General features: G+C 27.7%; 18 protein-coding genes and 1 pseudogene. 18 read left to right on the forward strand and 1 reads right to left on the reverse strand.

Translation table 4 applies throughout. The features are described from left to right. Positions 1-25 precede the first annotated feature (25 nt). The 15 genes and pseudogenes from C6B38_RS03345 (at position 26) to C6B38_RS03415 (ending at position 13,588) form a co-directional block, all read left to right on the forward strand. Entirely contained in the window at positions 26-937 is a 912-nt protein-coding gene (locus C6B38_RS03345) for an ATP-binding protein (protein WP_105298652.1), read from the forward strand. A gap of 234 nt (positions 938-1,171) precedes the next feature. Continuing rightward, positions 1,172-1,306: a DNA-directed RNA polymerase subunit alpha C-terminal domain-containing protein gene (locus C6B38_RS11860; RefSeq protein ID WP_255401061.1), complete on the forward strand. Its 135-nt coding sequence runs from the start codon at positions 1,172-1,174 to the stop codon at positions 1,304-1,306. A gap of 469 nt (positions 1,307-1,775) precedes the next feature. Then, positions 1,776-2,774, forward strand: a complete 999-nt coding sequence (gene gap / locus C6B38_RS03355) for a type I glyceraldehyde-3-phosphate dehydrogenase (RefSeq protein WP_105298653.1) — start codon at positions 1,776-1,778, stop codon at positions 2,772-2,774. Positions 2,775-2,963: 189 nt separating this feature from the next. Beyond that, positions 2,964-3,359: a hypothetical protein gene (locus C6B38_RS03360; protein ID WP_233485503.1), complete on the forward strand. Its 396-nt coding sequence runs from the start codon at positions 2,964-2,966 to the stop codon at positions 3,357-3,359. Between the two features lie 84 nt (positions 3,360-3,443). Further along, positions 3,444-5,024: a methionine--tRNA ligase gene (metG, locus tag C6B38_RS03365; RefSeq protein WP_105298654.1), complete on the forward strand. Its 1,581-nt coding sequence runs from the start codon at positions 3,444-3,446 to the stop codon at positions 5,022-5,024. Positions 5,025-5,048: 24 nt separating this feature from the next. Beyond that, positions 5,049-6,932, forward strand: coding sequence for a tRNA uridine-5-carboxymethylaminomethyl(34) synthesis enzyme MnmG (gene mnmG, locus C6B38_RS03370; RefSeq protein WP_443028743.1), 1,884 nt, complete (start codon positions 5,049-5,051; stop codon positions 6,930-6,932). A gap of 11 nt (positions 6,933-6,943) precedes the next feature. Continuing rightward, complete coding sequence (cysS, locus tag C6B38_RS03375; protein ID WP_105298656.1) at positions 6,944-8,281, forward strand: cysteine--tRNA ligase; 1,338 nt, start codon at positions 6,944-6,946, stop codon at positions 8,279-8,281. Positions 8,282-8,285: 4 nt separating this feature from the next. Beyond that, a pseudogene (gene trmFO / locus C6B38_RS03380) lies at positions 8,286-9,597 on the forward strand (methylenetetrahydrofolate--tRNA-(uracil(54)-C(5))-methyltransferase (FADH(2)-oxidizing) TrmFO). A 61-nt stretch (positions 9,598-9,658) separates the two neighbouring features. Next, entirely contained in the window at positions 9,659-10,393 is a 735-nt protein-coding gene (gene rlmB / locus C6B38_RS03385) for a 23S rRNA (guanosine(2251)-2'-O)-methyltransferase RlmB (RefSeq protein ID WP_105298657.1), read from the forward strand. Positions 10,394-10,427: 34 nt separating this feature from the next. Beyond that, on the forward strand, positions 10,428-10,997 hold the full coding sequence (locus C6B38_RS03390) for an RNA polymerase subunit sigma (RefSeq protein WP_105298658.1): 570 nt from the start codon (positions 10,428-10,430) through the stop codon (positions 10,995-10,997). Positions 10,998-11,050: 53 nt separating this feature from the next. Further along, positions 11,051-11,200: a 50S ribosomal protein L33 gene (gene rpmG / locus C6B38_RS03395; RefSeq protein ID WP_004028373.1), complete on the forward strand. Its 150-nt coding sequence runs from the start codon at positions 11,051-11,053 to the stop codon at positions 11,198-11,200. A 9-nt stretch (positions 11,201-11,209) separates the two neighbouring features. Then, positions 11,210-11,647, forward strand: coding sequence for a preprotein translocase subunit SecE (gene secE / locus C6B38_RS03400; protein WP_105298659.1), 438 nt, complete (start codon positions 11,210-11,212; stop codon positions 11,645-11,647). Positions 11,648-11,677: 30 nt separating this feature from the next. Continuing rightward, the gene (gene nusG / locus C6B38_RS03405; RefSeq protein WP_105298660.1) at positions 11,678-12,331 is read left to right on the forward strand and encodes a transcription termination/antitermination protein NusG; all 654 of its coding nucleotides are present in this window, start codon (positions 11,678-11,680) and stop codon (positions 12,329-12,331) included. Between the two features lie 45 nt (positions 12,332-12,376). Beyond that, positions 12,377-12,970: a DNA-3-methyladenine glycosylase gene (locus C6B38_RS03410; RefSeq protein WP_105298661.1), complete on the forward strand. Its 594-nt coding sequence runs from the start codon at positions 12,377-12,379 to the stop codon at positions 12,968-12,970. 9 nt (positions 12,971-12,979) lie between these two features. Continuing rightward, positions 12,980-13,588, forward strand: a complete 609-nt coding sequence (locus C6B38_RS03415; RefSeq protein WP_105298662.1) for an HNH endonuclease signature motif containing protein — start codon at positions 12,980-12,982, stop codon at positions 13,586-13,588. Between the two features lie 8 nt (positions 13,589-13,596). Here C6B38_RS03415 and C6B38_RS03420 read toward each other — a convergent pair whose 3' ends face one another. Beyond that, complete coding sequence (locus tag C6B38_RS03420; protein WP_105298663.1) at positions 13,597-14,100, reverse strand: isochorismatase family protein; 504 nt, start codon at positions 14,098-14,100, stop codon at positions 13,597-13,599. 93 nt (positions 14,101-14,193) lie between these two features. On the opposite strand from C6B38_RS03420, the gene rsmG reads away from it, so the two are divergent. The 3 genes from rsmG to C6B38_RS03435 are packed head-to-tail and all read left to right on the forward strand — an operon-like array spanning position 14,194 to position 16,608. Continuing rightward, on the forward strand, positions 14,194-14,892 hold the full coding sequence (gene rsmG / locus C6B38_RS03425; RefSeq protein ID WP_105298664.1) for a 16S rRNA (guanine(527)-N(7))-methyltransferase RsmG: 699 nt from the start codon (positions 14,194-14,196) through the stop codon (positions 14,890-14,892). Between the two features lie 59 nt (positions 14,893-14,951). After that, positions 14,952-15,722 (forward strand): ParA family protein, encoded by a 771-nt coding sequence (locus C6B38_RS03430; protein ID WP_105298665.1) that lies wholly within the window; start codon positions 14,952-14,954, stop codon positions 15,720-15,722. Further along, positions 15,712-16,608, forward strand: a complete 897-nt coding sequence (locus tag C6B38_RS03435) for a ParB/RepB/Spo0J family partition protein (protein ID WP_105298666.1) — start codon at positions 15,712-15,714, stop codon at positions 16,606-16,608. Before C6B38_RS03430 ends, C6B38_RS03435 begins: the two co-directional genes overlap by 11 nt. The last annotated feature ends 16 nt before the right edge of the window (positions 16,609-16,624 follow it).

Here is a 16,624-nt window from a genome sequence, read left to right on the forward strand (position 1 = left end):
TAAAAATGAAAGAGAGATTGAGGCAATGTCAAAACTAAATTTGTTAAAACAACTTCAAAATAACGAAGAATTAATGTTTAATTTACAAGAAATTGAGTTTAATATTAATAATTATCAACAGTTTGAGTCACTCTTTCAAGAATATTTAAATAATTATCATCAATGTGAAAAATCATTATCTTTATCTTTATGCCAACAACCATTTAAAGGTTATAAATATTATATTAAAAAAGAAAATGATAATTTGTTTTTAACACGAATTGAATGTGAGCATACAATAGTTATCAAAGAAAAAAATAAAGTTAAAAATAACTATCTTTATTATGACTTTAGTGATGAATTATTAAAATTACGATTAAATGATATTAAAAAAGATGAAAATTTTAATAATATGCATATTATTATTGGGGAAATGGTCAAATTTGTTAAAGGCCAACGAAAAAAAGGCTTATATATTTATGGCCAACCAGGAGTTGGCAAAACTTATTTATTAATTCGCTTAGCTAATGTTTTAGCAAATAATAATCGTAAAGTTGCTTTTATTTCAATAATTAATTTAATTAATCGAGTAAAAGAATCATTTAATCTTTTTAATAGTGAATCATCTTTAGTTGAAATTCTATTAGGAGCTGATGTCTTATTTTTAGATGATATTGGGGGAGAAACTGTTTCTCCATGAGTTCGTGATGATTTATTATTTCGTATTTTAAATGACCGTATTAGTCGTCAGTTACCAACTTTTTTTTCATCAAATTTTACAACAACAGCTTTAACAACAATTTATGCAAATGTCAAAGCTGAAATTAATGATAAAGAAATTAACAAAGTAAAAGCATTAAGAATTGTTGATCGGATCCGAGGATTAGCAACAGAATTAGAATTGTTAGGAAATAGTAGAAGAACTGATGAGGACTATGTGGAAAAATTAACAATCTAAGGAGATTTTCTCTTAACCACATTTGTTAAAAGCAGTATGATTATATGTATTGTGGTTTCTAAAAATAAAGATGTTTTAATTATTTAGAAGTAATTAAAGAATTGAAAGGGAAACAAGATATGAAAAGAATTTTTAATTTATTATTTACTACAACAATATTTTTTTGGAGCTATTCCAAATTTACTGGGTAATAATTCAAATGAAATTCAAGAACAAATAACTATTTGGTTAGAAATGGATGAAACGGAGCGAAATCAATTATTGAATCATAGTATTGATGATTTAGAAATTACGCAATGTACACAAATTTGTTTAGAAAAAGCAAAAATTTATAGATTATCTGATTTAGTTTCAAAAACAGAAAATTAAATTAAAAATATTAAAAATTTAGGAGAAAAATTATTAACAGAAATTAAAGAAAAAATGCATGAGTTAGGTTTACACTTTCGACATTAAATTGGGAGATAGAAAAAACGAAATATTATAAATTATAAATACAAGTGTATTATTTTTATAATTATAATGTAAGTCATAAAATTACGGATGTAAAAGTTATTAATGAAGATTAATAACTTTAGACAATATTTGTTAGTTTAATAATAAAATATTATGTAGGATATACAAATAGTTTTAATTAGTATTGTAAGCAATTAACAAGTTCAAGTTTTTCCTTAATAAAGTATTTGAAATGAGGCATCCTATCAATAAAATAACCTTTATTTGGATATTTTCTAATTTTCTTGCAAATTAGGCCTATAGGTTGTAAAATATATAGTAAGTATGCAATTTTTTTATTGCAGACTAAGAGTATTAAATATATGTAGAGGAGAAAAAGTAGATGACAAAAATTGCAATTAACGGATTTGGACGTATTGGCCGTTTAGCTTTTAGAAGATTATTTGACGAAAAAAATGTTGAAATTGTCGCAATTAACGATTTAACAGAGGCAAAAACTTTAGCAACATTATTAGAACTTGATTCAGTCCAAGGAGGGTGAAAACGAGGAAAAATTTCTTCAGAAGAAGGAGTTATTATTGTTGATGGGAAAAAAATAAATGTTTATGCCCAAAAAGACCCTACTGAGTTACCATGAGGTAAATTAGGAATTGATGTTGTTGTTGAATCAACAGGATTCTTTGCTGATCGTGCTGGTGCTTCAAAACATCTTACAGCAGGAGCAAAAAAAGTTTTAATCTCAGCTCCAGCAAAAGGAACAGATGTTAAAACAATTGTTTATAATGTAAACCACAAGGAAATTAAAAAGGAAGATACTATTATTTCAGGAGCAAGCTGTACAACTAACTGTTTAGCACCAATGGCAAAAGTATTAGATAAAAAATTTGGAATTGAAAAAGGATACATGACAACTGTTCACGCGGTAACAAATGATCAAAGATTGTTGGACTTAGCACATGATGATTTAAGAAGAGCACGTGCTGCTTTTTCAAATATTGTTCCAACTAAAACAGGAGCAGCAGCAGCCGTTGCGTTAGTATTACCACAATTAGAAGGTAGATTTGATGGAATGGCATTACGTGTTCCAACTATTACTGGTTCAATCGTTGACTTAGCAGTTGAATTGAAAAAAACAACAACAGTTGAAGAAATTAATAATGCAATGAAAGCAGCAGCTTCAGAAACTTTTGGTTATAATACACAACCAATTGTTTCATCAGATATTATTGGTGAAACACATGGATCAATTTTTGATGCAACATTAACAAAAATTATTGAACGTGATGGTAAACAATTAGTTAAAGTATATGCATGATATGATAATGAAATGTCATATGTATCACAAATGGTACGTACATTATTATACTTTGCTACAGTTTAATTTAAAATAAAAAAACACTAAAAAATATTTTAGTGTTTTTTTATTTTTCTAAAAAAGATATTTCTTATGCTATGATATTTATATAAGAATTAATATTAAAAAAATAATCTAGAAAACTATCGTTACTATCGCTGGTTTATTTACGAGTTGATAATGGAGACAATTAAAGCAATTAAGGAGAGCAAAAAAATGAAAAATCCTATTTTAGAAAAGCATTTTAGTAATATTCGTGATCAACTAAAGTTAGTTTTAAATACAGAAAAAATTCATGATTCAACAAATCCAATTCAATTATTATATGATAATGTTGTTTTAATTCGGAATAATGGCCGTGTTATTACTGATGAAGATTTTACATATCGTTTAGAATTAGTCTTGGTTGATACTTATAAAACATTGTCATTACTAATTGATTCATTATTACAAAATGCTAAAACATTGGCTTTTAGTTATTTTAAAGAAAAATTAGATATTAAAGAATGACACGATAATTTATATGCTGATGCTGTTCAAATATTGAAAGAAAAATATGCTGATAAACTAATGCAAATAGATTTTATTTTATTATTTTTACAAAGGCATTAATTACCTTTTAAAAACCCTTATTTTATTGGTAAAAATACGATATAATTTATATTGTTAAACATATAACAATGAGAGGGATATATTATGAGTCAAAACAAGAAATTATTTTATGTTACAACCCCAATTTATTATCCAAGCGCACAATTACATATTGGGCATGCATATACCACGACATTAGCTGATATTCTTAATCGTTATAAAAAAATGGCTGGCTATGAAACTTTCTTTTTAACAGGTAGCGATGAACATGGTGAAAAAATTGAAAAGAAAGCAAAAACTGCGGGAATAACGCCATATCAATTTATAACAATGATTGTTGATAATTTTAAATTATTATGAAATAAATTAGGAATTGAATATTCAAAGTTTATTCGTACCACTGATAAAGAACATGAAGTTGGAGTCCAAAAGATTTTTAGTAAATTATATAATAATGGGGATATTTACTTAGGAGAGTATGAAGGTTTGTATTGTGTTAGTTGTGAAGAATTTTTAACTGAAGCACAAATTGATAAGATAACAAACCAATGTTTAGTTTGTGGTAATAAGCCACAAAAAGTAAAAGAAGAAACATATTTCTTCAAAGTCTCAAAATATAGTCAATTTTTAATTAATTATTATAATAATTATCCCGGTTTTATTGAGCCAGAAGCAAGAAAAAATGAAATGTTAAATAATTTTATTTTACCGGACTTAACTGATTTATCTGTTACTAGAACAACTTTTTCTTGGGGAATTAAAACATTAGAAAATGATAAACACATTATTTATGTTTGAATTGATGCCTTATCAAATTATTTAACAGCATTAGGTTATTTGTCAAATGATGATGCATTGTTTAATAAATTTTGAAATAATCCGGATGTTGAAATTTTACAATTATTAGGAAAAGAAATTTCTCGGTTTCACACTATTTATTGACCAAGTATGTTAGAAAGTTTAGGATTACGGCAACCTAATAAACTTTTATCGCATGGTTGAATTTTATTTAAAGATACTAAAATGAGTAAATCAATTGGAAATGTTGTTGATCCATTATATTTAATTGATAAATATGGGCGTGATACATTACGGTTTTATTTAGGATATGAAATTCCAACTGAAAATGATGGTAAATTTTCTTATGAAATGTTTTTAGAATCATACAATGCTCATTTAGTCAACAATATCGGGAACTTGGTATCACGAGTAAGTAATATGATTAGCAAATATTTTAATGGACAGTTAGTAAAACAACAACAATTGGATAATGTATTAATTGAAAGTTGTGCTCAAGCGGTGCAAAATTATCAACAAGCAATGGATGCTTATCAAATTTCAGAAGGATTAAGCATTATTTTAGAACTATGTAATAAGGCGAATAAATATATTGAAGAAAATAAACCTTGGGAATTAGAAAAAAACAAAAATATGGAGCAATTACATGAAACTTTAGCAAGTTTAGCTTATACTATTATCGTTAGCGCCTTTTTATTGCAGCCAGTTTTAGTTGATAATGCCCAAAAGATTGCCGATTATTTTAATGTTAATTTAACTAATTTAACATTTAAAACAATGTTAATGCAAGAAATCATATATAATAAAACGATAGAGAAAAAAGAAAACTTATTTAATCGTGTTAATGTAGAACAAGAATTAAAACAAATTGAAACAGAATTAAATTAATATAAAAGTAATAAAGGAGGGAGTTTAATGAAAAAATATGATGTAATTGTAATTGGTGCTGGTCATGCTGGAGTTGAAGCAAGTTTAGCTGCAGCAAGAATGCAGAAGAAAACATTATTAGTTACTTTGCATAAAGATAAAATTGCATTAATGCCATGTAATCCCTCAATTGGTGGTCCAGCGAAAGGAATTGTTGTTCGTGAAATTGACGCCATCGGTGGTGAAATGGCAAAAGCAGCTGATGCAACAGCTTTGCAAATGAAATTATTAAATTCTTCGCGAGGGCCTGCTGTATGAGCTTTACGTGCTCAATCAGATAAAATTCAATATGCAAAATATATGCAAAAAGTAATTGAAAAGCAAGATAATTTAGATTTATATGAAGGAGCAGTTCAATCCTTATTGGTTGATCATGATAATAATTGTTATGGGGTAATGTTAAAAGACCAAACACAATTTTTTGCCAAAAAAGTTATTTTAACAACAGGAACATATATGCAATCTTTAGTGTTACAAGGAATGACAAAAAAAGCAGAAGGACCTGATGGCGATATTACAACAGCAGGGTTATCAACGCAGTTAAAACATTTAGGGTTTGAATTATTTCGCCTAAAAACTGGCACACCAGCACGAGTTCTTAATACTTCAATTGATTATAGCAAAGCACAACCAGAACCAGGAAGTGATTTGCAACTAGCCTTTTCTTATTCAACAAAAACATTTACACCGTTAGAAGAGCAAGAATTATGTTGATTAATTCATTCAACACCAAAAACACATAGTATTGTGCAAAACAATTTAACAGCATCAGCAATGTACTCTGGGAATGTAAAAGGAACGGGACCACGTTATTGTCCAAGTTTTGAGGATAAAATTGTGCGCTTTGCTGATAAACCACGTCATCAAATATTTTTAGAACCAGAATCAAAGAGTTTAAATACAATTTATGTTCAAGGGTTTTCAACTTCAATGCCAATTGATGTACAAGAAAAGATGCTCCGTTCCTTGCCAGGATTCGAAAATGTTGAAGTTTTAAAATGAGCTTATGCAATTGAATATGATGCGGTTGTACCAACACAGTTAAAACATACATTAGAAACAAAAAAAATTAAAAATTTATATACAGCAGGTCAAATCAATGGAACAAGTGGATATGAAGAAGCTGCTTGTCAAGGTTTAATGGCTGGAATTAATGCTGTTTTAAGTATTGATCAAAAAGAACCTTTCATTTTACGTCGTGATCAAGCTTATATTGGAGTATTAATTGATGATTTAATTACAAAAGGAACGGAAGAACCTTATCGTTTATTAACTTCCCGTGCCGAATATCGCTTATTATTGCGGAATGATAATTCTGAAGAACGGTTAAAAAATTATGCTTATCAATTAGGTTTAATTGATCAAAAAAGTTGAACAGAATATCAAAATAATGTGCAAAGTTATAATGAAGTAATGCAATTATTAAAAGAAACTTATTTCACGGTAAAATCACCATTAATTCAAAAGTTAGCTAACTTAGGTGTTACCAAGATTACAGAACGCATTTCTGGTTATAATTTATTAAAACGACCAAATATTGAGTTAAAATATTTAGAGGATGAGTTACCACCGTTAAATAATTTAAAATCATTTTTAAAACAAAACTTATTAATTAATATTCGCTTTGAAGGATATATAAAAAAAGAACAAGAAATTGCTTTAAAAACAATTAAGTTGGAAAATAAATTAATTCCGGCTAATTTAAATTATGACTTAGTAGATAACTTAGCACTTGAAGCACGAGAAAAATTTAAAAAGATTCGACCAATTTCAATTGGTCAAGCAAATCGAATTTCAGGAATCAATCCAGCTGATATTCAAATGCTTTTGTTTCATTTAAAAAAAATGGAATTGGATGCAAATAGATAAGAGGGTGAAGTATGAAATTATATAATACTTTGACTCGTAATTTTACAGATTATAGTCAAACAAAAAAAATTAATATTTATGGTTGTGGACCAACTGTCTATAATTACATTCATATTGGTAATGCTCGCGCAATTATTACTGTTGATTTATTAGTTAGTTTTTTACAATTTCAACAAATTGAGGTTAATTATATTCAAAATTATACGGATATTGATGATAAGATTATTGCTAAAGCAGCAGCAGAACATAAAACTGAACAAGAGATTGCAGAATTTTATATTAAAGCTTTTGAAGAAGATGTTTTTAATTTAAATGTTAGAACACCAACTAAGTGAGTACGAGTAACAGACCATGTTAAAGATATTGTTACTTTTATTCAAAAATTAGTTAAAATTAATGCTGCATATGAAGTTAATGGTAGTGTATATTTTGATATTGCAAAATATCAAACACAATATGGACAATTAGCTAATAAAAAAATTTCAGAATTAGAAGCTAATGCTCGAATTGAACATGATGCTAACAAACATAGTCAATATGACTTTGCATTATGAAAGCAAACAACAGAAGGGATTTCTTTCCCCTTTTATGATCAAAAAGGTAAATTATATCAAGGTCGTCCAGGATGACATACGGAATGTGCTGTCTTAATTGATAAATTTTTTTATAAAGAAACAATTGACATTCATGCCGGAGGAATTGATTTAGTTTTTCCTCATCATGAAAATGAACGAATTCAATTTTTCGCAAAAAATAATAAGGAAATCGCAAAAATTTGAATGCATAATGGGCATTTAAATGTTGCTGATAAAAAAATGAGTAAATCTTTAAATAATACTATTTTAGTTCGTGATTTTATTAAATTATATGGGGCAAATACATTACGTTACTTATTATATGCAACTAATTATACACAACCATTAAATGTAACAGAAACTTTAATTATTAGTGCGCAAGGTGAAACAGAAAAGATTTTTAAAGTGTTAAAAGCAATAAATTTATATTTAGTTGAATATGATTTAAATTATAATTTAACACAACATGGTCACAATGTTAAGGAAGTCCTTGCTGAGTTAGCAAATAATTTGAATAGCCCGAATGTTTTAAATATTATTAGTAAAATGACTAAAATTATTAATACTCAATTACGTGACAAAAAACTTAATTTACAACTTGCTAGTGATTTTTATAATATTATTTTTAATATTATGAATTTTAATTTTAAATTACCATTAATTAGTAGTGAAATTCGTAAATATTTATTAGAATGAATTAAGTCAAAAAATAATAAGGATTTTGTCAAAGCAGATGAACTTCGTAAGGTTTTAGTAGAAAAAGATATTTTGTAACATAATTAAACAAAAAGAAATTAATGTTATTGGCGCTGGGTTAGCAGGCTGTGAAATTGCTTACCAGTTAGCAAAACGTGGTTTAAAAGTAAAATTATATAAAGCAAAAACATTATTTAAAAATCCAGTTCAAAAATTAGATACATTTGCAGAATTAGTTTGTTCTAATTCTTTTCGTAGTGTTTCGAAAGAAAATGCAATTGGTATTTTAAAAGAAGAGTTAAAATTATTAGATTCTTTAATTTTAAAAACAGCTTATGATGTACAAGTTCCTGCTGATGATGCACTTAGTGTTGACCGCGAGTTATTTTCACAAAAAGTTACAGCAACTTTAATAAATCATCCTAATATTAATATTATTTATGATGAATTTATTAAAATAGATCCAAAACAAATTACCATTATTGCTGTTGGACCATTAGTAACAGCAAATTTTGCTTTTGAACTTAAGAAGTTAATTGATAAGAAAGCATTGTGTTATTATGATAATTCAACTCCAATTATAACAAAAGCTGGAATTGATTTTTCAAAAGCATATTATGGCGCACGACACTCAGAACAAAAGGATTATATTATTTGTCCATTAACAGAAGATGAATTTAATCAATTAGTTACCGAATTAGTAAAAGCAAAACGAGTACCTATTGCAGATTTTGAAAAATATTTTAAAGGTTATTAACCAATTGAGATTATGGAATAAACATCACGAAAAATTCTTTTGAATGGTCCAATGAGTAGTAATAATTTAATAGACAAAAATGGTAACCAACCGTTTGCTGTGGTTCAATTACGACAAGATAATGTAATTGATAGTTTATATAATTTAGTAGGCTGACAGACAAATCTAACGTGACCAGAACAAAAACGAATTATTAAACAATTTATTCCAGGGTTAGCAAAAGTAGATATTGTTCGATATGGAGTTTTACATAAAAATAATTATATTAATTCGCCAAAAGTTTTAAATCAATTTTTACAATATAAACAAAATAATAATTTTTTTTGCTGGTCAAATTATTGGTGTAGAAGGTTATTTAGAATCAGCGGCAGTAGGATTATTATGTGCCTTAAATGTCTATCAATATGTAATGGATTTACCATTAATTAAATTTCCTTCAGAAACTATGCTAGGAGCATTAGTTAACTATGTTACAAATCCAAAACAACGAGATTTAAAACCGATGAAAGCAAATATTGGCATCGTGCCAACTTTAACAACTAAATTCAAAAGTAAAACAGAGAAAAATTTAGCAATTTATTCTCGAGCAATAAAAAAATTAAAAGAAACTATTAAAAAATATCAAATTAAATTATAATACTTATAAAGAAATTTATTAATATTGGTTATGGATAATAAAACAGGAAAAGGAAGAAAATATGCAAGAATATATATACATTTATGGAATTAATCCTGTTGTGGAATCATTATTAAATCCAGCAGTGAAAATTAATAAACTTTATTTATTACCACAAGGGAAAAATAATGATTATTATTTAAAACTAGCTAAAAGTCGTCAACTTAAGGTTGTATTTTGTTCAGCAGTTGAAATGACAACACTTGTACAAACTAGTAAGCATCAAAGTTTGGTATTAGAAATTTGTAAACCACAAAATTATTCATTAGCTTCGATAACAACAAAAGCATTACAAAATAAACATCCATTTTTATTAGTTCTTGATCAAATTTCTGACCCACATAATTTTGGTGCAATTTTGCGAACTTGTGATTTGTTTAATGTTGATGGGGTTATTATTTTAGATAAACGACAAGTTGATATTAATGCTACTGTTGCCAAAACATCTGCCGGTGCTTTTAATTATGTTCCAGTTTGTCGAGTAAATAATTTAACTAATGCAATTGAATATTTAAAAAAACAAGGGTTTTGAATCTATGCAACAAGTTTATCCACAAAAGCACAAAATGTAAGTGAATTAAAATATGATACCCCAATTTGTCTAATCCTCGGTAATGAAGGAACAGGAATTAGTGCAAAATTATTAAAGCATGCTGATTTTAATATTTATATTCCAACAGCAGGTCATCTTGATTCTTTAAATGTATCGGTTGCTAGTGCTATTTTAATTTATCAAATTAAAATGTTGCAACAATAGAATTTAATTTAGAAAGGATTTGACTATTGTTACGATGAATGAATATGAATTACTTTATTTATTTCAAGAAGGTCATAATAAGACAGCATTATTTAGTTTATATAAATTATATGCGCCCTTTCTAGAAAATGTTAAGCGACGAACTTTTTATAAGTATTTTGGGTTACCAATTGAATTAGCTGATTTAGAAAGTTTAAAATATTTTTCAGTATTAGAAAGTGCCAAAATGTATAATCTCAAGTCGTCAAAAAAATTAAAAGATTTTATTTTTCAACATTACACATGAGATATTCATAAACAAATTCGCCAATTTTTTAATTTAAAAAATAGAGTCTTAAATTATTATATTAAATTAACTAATGAGAATATCATTAATAAAGATGATAATTTTTCTAATAAAATGGCTTGTTTTGATGAACAAAAACAAATTATTAAAATATTTTATCAACGATTGTCGCCCTTAGAAAAAGAAGTATTTTGATTATGGTTTGTTGGTGAAAATATTTATAATATTCATCAGTTATTAGAGTTGAATTATCGCCAAGTTGATAATGCAATGCAACGAATTATGCAAAAAACAAGAGATTTTTATAAAAATAGTTAATTAAGTATATGAATATTGTTATTAATATACTATAATTAATTATGGTGAATATTATGCGCGAAAAGATTATATTAGTATGTTCCGAATGTTTAAATCGAAACTATACAACATTTAAAAACAAGATGACACAGAAAGAACGATTAGAAATAAATAAGTTTTGTAAAACATGTAATAAACATACTAAACATAAAGAAACAAGGTAGGTGTTTGCAATGGAAAAAAATGAAAAATCAAAAAAGAAAATTAAAACTGTTTTAACAAAAGAAGAAAAAAAAGCGTTAAAAATTCAAAAGAAAAATAAAAAAGCAGCGCTAATTTTTCAGAAAAAAGCAAGTAAAATAGCACCAATTCAAGTTGGAACAAGAAAAATAAGCACAACACCAGAAGTTGATGAAAATGGTGAACCAATTAAAAAAGGTCTTTTTAAGCGTAAAAATTCAAATAAAAGTAAAAAAACAAATTGAAAATTAGCTTTTCGTGAATTTCCTGTCAAAATGGCAAAAGAAGTTACAAGAATTCGATGAACAAGTAAGGGTAGTTTAGGACGCAAGTTTTTAATCACAATTTTATTTATTATTGCTTTTGCGGTGTTTTATTTAGTATTAGATTTAGTTTTACATCATTTACTAACTGTTGCTCGCATTATATAATTAATAAATAGGTTTAAAAGGAGTAAAGTAATGTTAGGAAAAAACACAATAACAGATGAAATCATTGATAATGATAAAAGTGAAGACAGAGAAACTTTAGAAGATATTACGAAGTATCTTGGAAAATGATATGTAATTAATTGTTATTCTGGGCATGAAGATCGTGTTCGTGATGACTTAATTCAGCGGGTAGAATCATTAAATATGAAAGATGTTGTTTTTGATATTAGAGTTATAAAAGAGACAGTTTCAGCCAAAAAAGGAGGAAAACTAATAGAAAAAGAGAAAAATGTTTATCCAGGTTATATTTTTATTAATATGATTATGAATGATGAAGCTTGATATATTGTTCGGAACACAACAGGGGTTACTGGATTTATTGGTTCATCAGGGCGAGGAACAAAACCTTTTCCTTTAACAGATCAAGAAGCAAGAACAATGCTTTCAAAATCATTGGCAGCTAAAAAAACAGCAACAAAGCAAGGAAAAAAAGTTAAAAAAGTATTTGTGGCAAACTTTGAAGTTAATGATTATGTTCGAATTTTATCAGGAACTTTTACTGAGATGGAAGGACAAGTAACAAAAATTGACACTTCAAAAGGGATTGCAATAGTAAATTTAGAAATGTTTGGTCGTTTGACACCTACTGAGGTTGAATTTGACCAATGTGAAAAAATTGGGTAGGTTAGCATAGCAAATTAATATTAATTTTTGTTATGCTTTTTTAAAATGATAAATGTAAATCGTTTAACTGATGATACTTTTTTTATGCAAAATGCTGTTATTGTTGCACGCGAATTATTAGGAAAATATTTAGTTCGAATTATTAATGGGAAAAAAATTGTTTGTAAAATTATTGAAACCGAAGCTTATGATGGACCTGATGATGATGCTAATCATGGGTTTAACAATAACCGTAGTTCTCGTAATGAAACACTTTTTTGAAAAGGCGGTTTTGCACATGTTTTTCTAATTTACGGAATGTATTATTGCTTTAATATTGTTACTGATCAAACTGATTATCCAAGTGCAGTTTTATTACGCGCTGGTGAAATTATTATTGATGAAACAGTTCCTGACTTTGTTTCAACACCACGGTTAGCAAATGGTCCTGGGAAGTTGTCACGCTATTTAAAAATTACTAAAGCTGATGATGGTCATGCCCTGCTAGAAAGTTCGGTTTTATATCTTGCCGAAGATATCGTTCCACCTACAATTGACATTACAACAACATCACGAGTCAACATTGAGTATGCAACAAATTTTAAATTAAAACCATATCGATTTTATATTACAGATCACAAGGCAGTTTCGAAAAAATAAGAGGTTAAAATGAATAAAGCAAAAAAAGCAGAAATTTGAAAGGTCCACCGAGAATTTCCTTATCTTGAGATTAGCAATATGGGACGTGTTCGTAATATTGTAACAAAGAAAATTAAGGAATTAAAGAAACCAAAAAACACTAATTATTATTTAATTCGTCGTCGTGAAGACGGAAAAACAAAAACAAGACCATTACATAAATTGGTTGTTGAATTATTTATTCGTTCAGTTCCACCAAATATGACAATTGATCATATTAATGGTAACCCACGTGATAATAGAGCAGAAAATTTAGAAATTGTTTCAAAACGAGAAAATACAATTCGACAAATTAGGATGTGATCACATCCGCATAGTTTTTATAATCGTGATTTAGTGGAAGCACATAGTGAGAAACGATGAATGTATCGTGGTGAACTATATAATTGAATTGAAATTTTAAAACTATTACATGCTCAAGGAATTATTTACTATCAAGTTAAATGAAAAGGAAGTAGTAAAGGACGCATTGGTCAATTACCAAATGGTGAAACAATTATGCGTGTCAAAAATATTGATTCTAATAATGGTGATAATGATGATGATTTTTTAAAAAACTATTATGTTGTTCATTCATAATAGTTTTTTTAAAAAACAACTTGTGGTTTAAGCCCAATACTAGCTGTTAAGTCAACAGTACCATGATAGTTTAATTTAATAGCATCAACAAGCGTTGCTGAAACACAAACATCTAAAGCAACACCAACAATGATTAAGTTGGTAACCTTGTGTTCTTGAAGAAATTCATGTAATCCATTTGAAGTTTGATTATCACTAAAAAAACCACTGTAACTATCAGCATCTTGTTGTGTTCCTTTTAAAATAATATGATCAAATTGCGTTGTAGTTAATTTATAAAACTCACTGCCAAAGGTATTTGCAATACAATGTGGACCTCATTTGGCAAATGAGCAATGATTATTAGTATGAAAATCTTTTGTTGCAATAACTAAATCATCATTATTCTGAAATTCAGCAATTAAAGCAACAATTTTTTCATATAGTTTTTCTGCTCCTGGAACATATAATGCTCCATTAGGGTCAACAAAATCATTTTGATAATCAACGACAATTAAAGCTTTTTTATTCATTTTATACTCCTTTTAATTATTTCTTAACTATTTATATATTACCAAATATATTGTTATAATGTTAAAAGCAATTAAAAGTTATGGGGGATATCGATGATTAAATTAATTAAAACAGCTTTACCAGCATTACAAATTACACCTGAACAAGAAAAACAGTTACAAGTATATTATCAATATTTAATTGAACAAAACCAAATTATGAATTTAACCACAATTATTAAGGAAGAAGAGGTTTATCTTAAACATTTTCTTGATTCAGGATTATTATTAAAAGAATTCTCATTTTCTAAGGAGATGACAGTTAGTGATGTTGGTAGTGGGACTGGTTTTCCAGGGGTTGTTTTAAAAATTCTTTGTCCAACAATTAAATTAACAATTATTGAATCGTTAGAAAAACGATGTTTATTTTTACAACGATTAGTGCTGAAGTTACAGTTAAAAGATGTTGAAATTATTCATGCTCGAGCAGAAGAATATAGTTGAGCGCATTCTGAATCTTTTGATATTGTTGTTTCTCGTGCTGTTGCTAATTTAGGTATGCTATTAGAATTGGTAGTGCGAATGGTTAAAACATCAGGAATGATTATTTGTTATAAAGGACCAAATGTTAATGCTGAATTGCAGGCAGCGCAAAAAACTTTATCTGTTTTGAATTTAAAATTAGAAAAAATTCAACATGAAACAATTTTACAACTTGGTGAACGGGACATATGTTATTTTATTAAGACAAGACCAACTGCAGAACCGTACCCACGTCGGTTTAATCAAATAAAAAAATTTCCAATTGGATAAAGTGTTATATAATAATAATGTATAAAATTATCAGATGCAACGGAACGGGAAGGACAATTATGGGAAAAATTATTGCAATCACAAACCAAAAAGGCGGCGTTGGTAAAACAACAACTTCGATTAACTTAGCGGCCGGATTGGCACGTACTGGACGAAAAATTTTATTAGTTGATATTGATCCCCAAGGAAATGCAACAACGGGGACAGGGGCTAATAAAGAAGAAATTCATGAAAGTATGTATGATGTTTTAGTTGGACAAATCCCATTAAAAAATATTATTATTTCAGACATTATAACTAATGTTGATTTAGCACCAGCAACCATTTCATTAGCGGGTGCAGATATTTATTTGATGGAAAGAACAGAAGATAACCAAAGGATTTTATTAGAGCGGATTAAACCGGTTCGTGATAAATATGATTTTATTTTAATTGATTGTCCTCCTTCTTTAGGATTGATTAATCGAAATGCACTAGCTTGTGCTGATTCTGTTTTAATTCCAATTCAAGCAGAGTATTATGCGTTAGAAGGTTTAGCACAGTTATTAACAACAATTCATTTTGTTCAAAAAATGTTTAATGAAAGTTTAACAATTGAAGGAATTGTTTTAACAATGTTTGATTCAAGAACAAAATTATCATTTGAAGTTATGACGGAAGTTAAAAAATATTTTAATGAAAAAGTTTATCGAACACATATTCCAAGAAATGTTAAAATTAGTGAATCACCATCACATGGTTTAAGTATTTTTGAATATGATAAAGGTGGTGCAGGTGCAGTTGCGTATGAAGAATTAGCGAGAGAGGTGTTGGCAAACAATGGCAAATAATACTAAAAGTCGATTAAGTTCAAAAGGATTAGATAAAATTTTTGGTGAAGGAATCAACGAAGTAATTAAAGGGATTGAAAGTAATGATGCTTTAAAAGAAACAGCAAATGAAATTGCATTAGCGGAAATCTTTCCTAATCCGCATCAACCCCGCAAAAATTTTAACGAAGAAGAGTTAACAGAATTAGCACAGTCAATTAAAGAATATGGTTTAATTCAACCTATTATTGTAAAAAAAACTAATAATGGTTATTATTTAGTTGCCGGAGAACGTCGTAGTCGTGCCGCAAAATTAGCGGGATTAACAACGATTCCAGCAATTGTAGTTGATTTTAATGATCAGCAAATGAAAGAAGTTGCTTTAATTGAAAATATTCAACGAGTTGATTTAAATTCAATTGAAGAAGCTAATGCTTATAAAGAATTGATTGAATTATTAGGTTTAACACAAGAAGAATTAGCACAACGAATTGGAAAATCACGTAGTCATGTCACAAATACAATGCGATTATTAAATTTACCAACTGAAGTGCAAACCTTGTTATTAGAAAATAAAGTAACAATGGGCCAAGTTAAACCATTAATTAGTTTAAATGTTGACAAAAATAAATTTAAAAACATTATTAATAAGATTATTAATTTAAATTTAAATGCGCGTCAGGTTGAAAAATTAGTAAAAGAATACAATCCAAAAATAACGAAACCATTGATTGAACATTCAGAGAAGGATTCGTCAAAAAGAGCTGTTAATGAATTTTTGGAAAATAAAATAATGCGAAGATTAGGAACTAAAGTAGTCATTGATACTGATAAAATTCTTATCAAGTATACTGGAATTAAAGATTTAAACCGTATTTTAGAATTATTAGGTTTAATTGACGATTAATTAATAGTAAGGAAGA

The organism is Spiroplasma sp. ChiS, assembly GCF_002968355.1.
GTDB classification, from domain to species: domain Bacteria; phylum Bacillota_I; class Bacilli_A; order Mycoplasmatales; family Mycoplasmataceae; genus Spiroplasma; species Spiroplasma citri.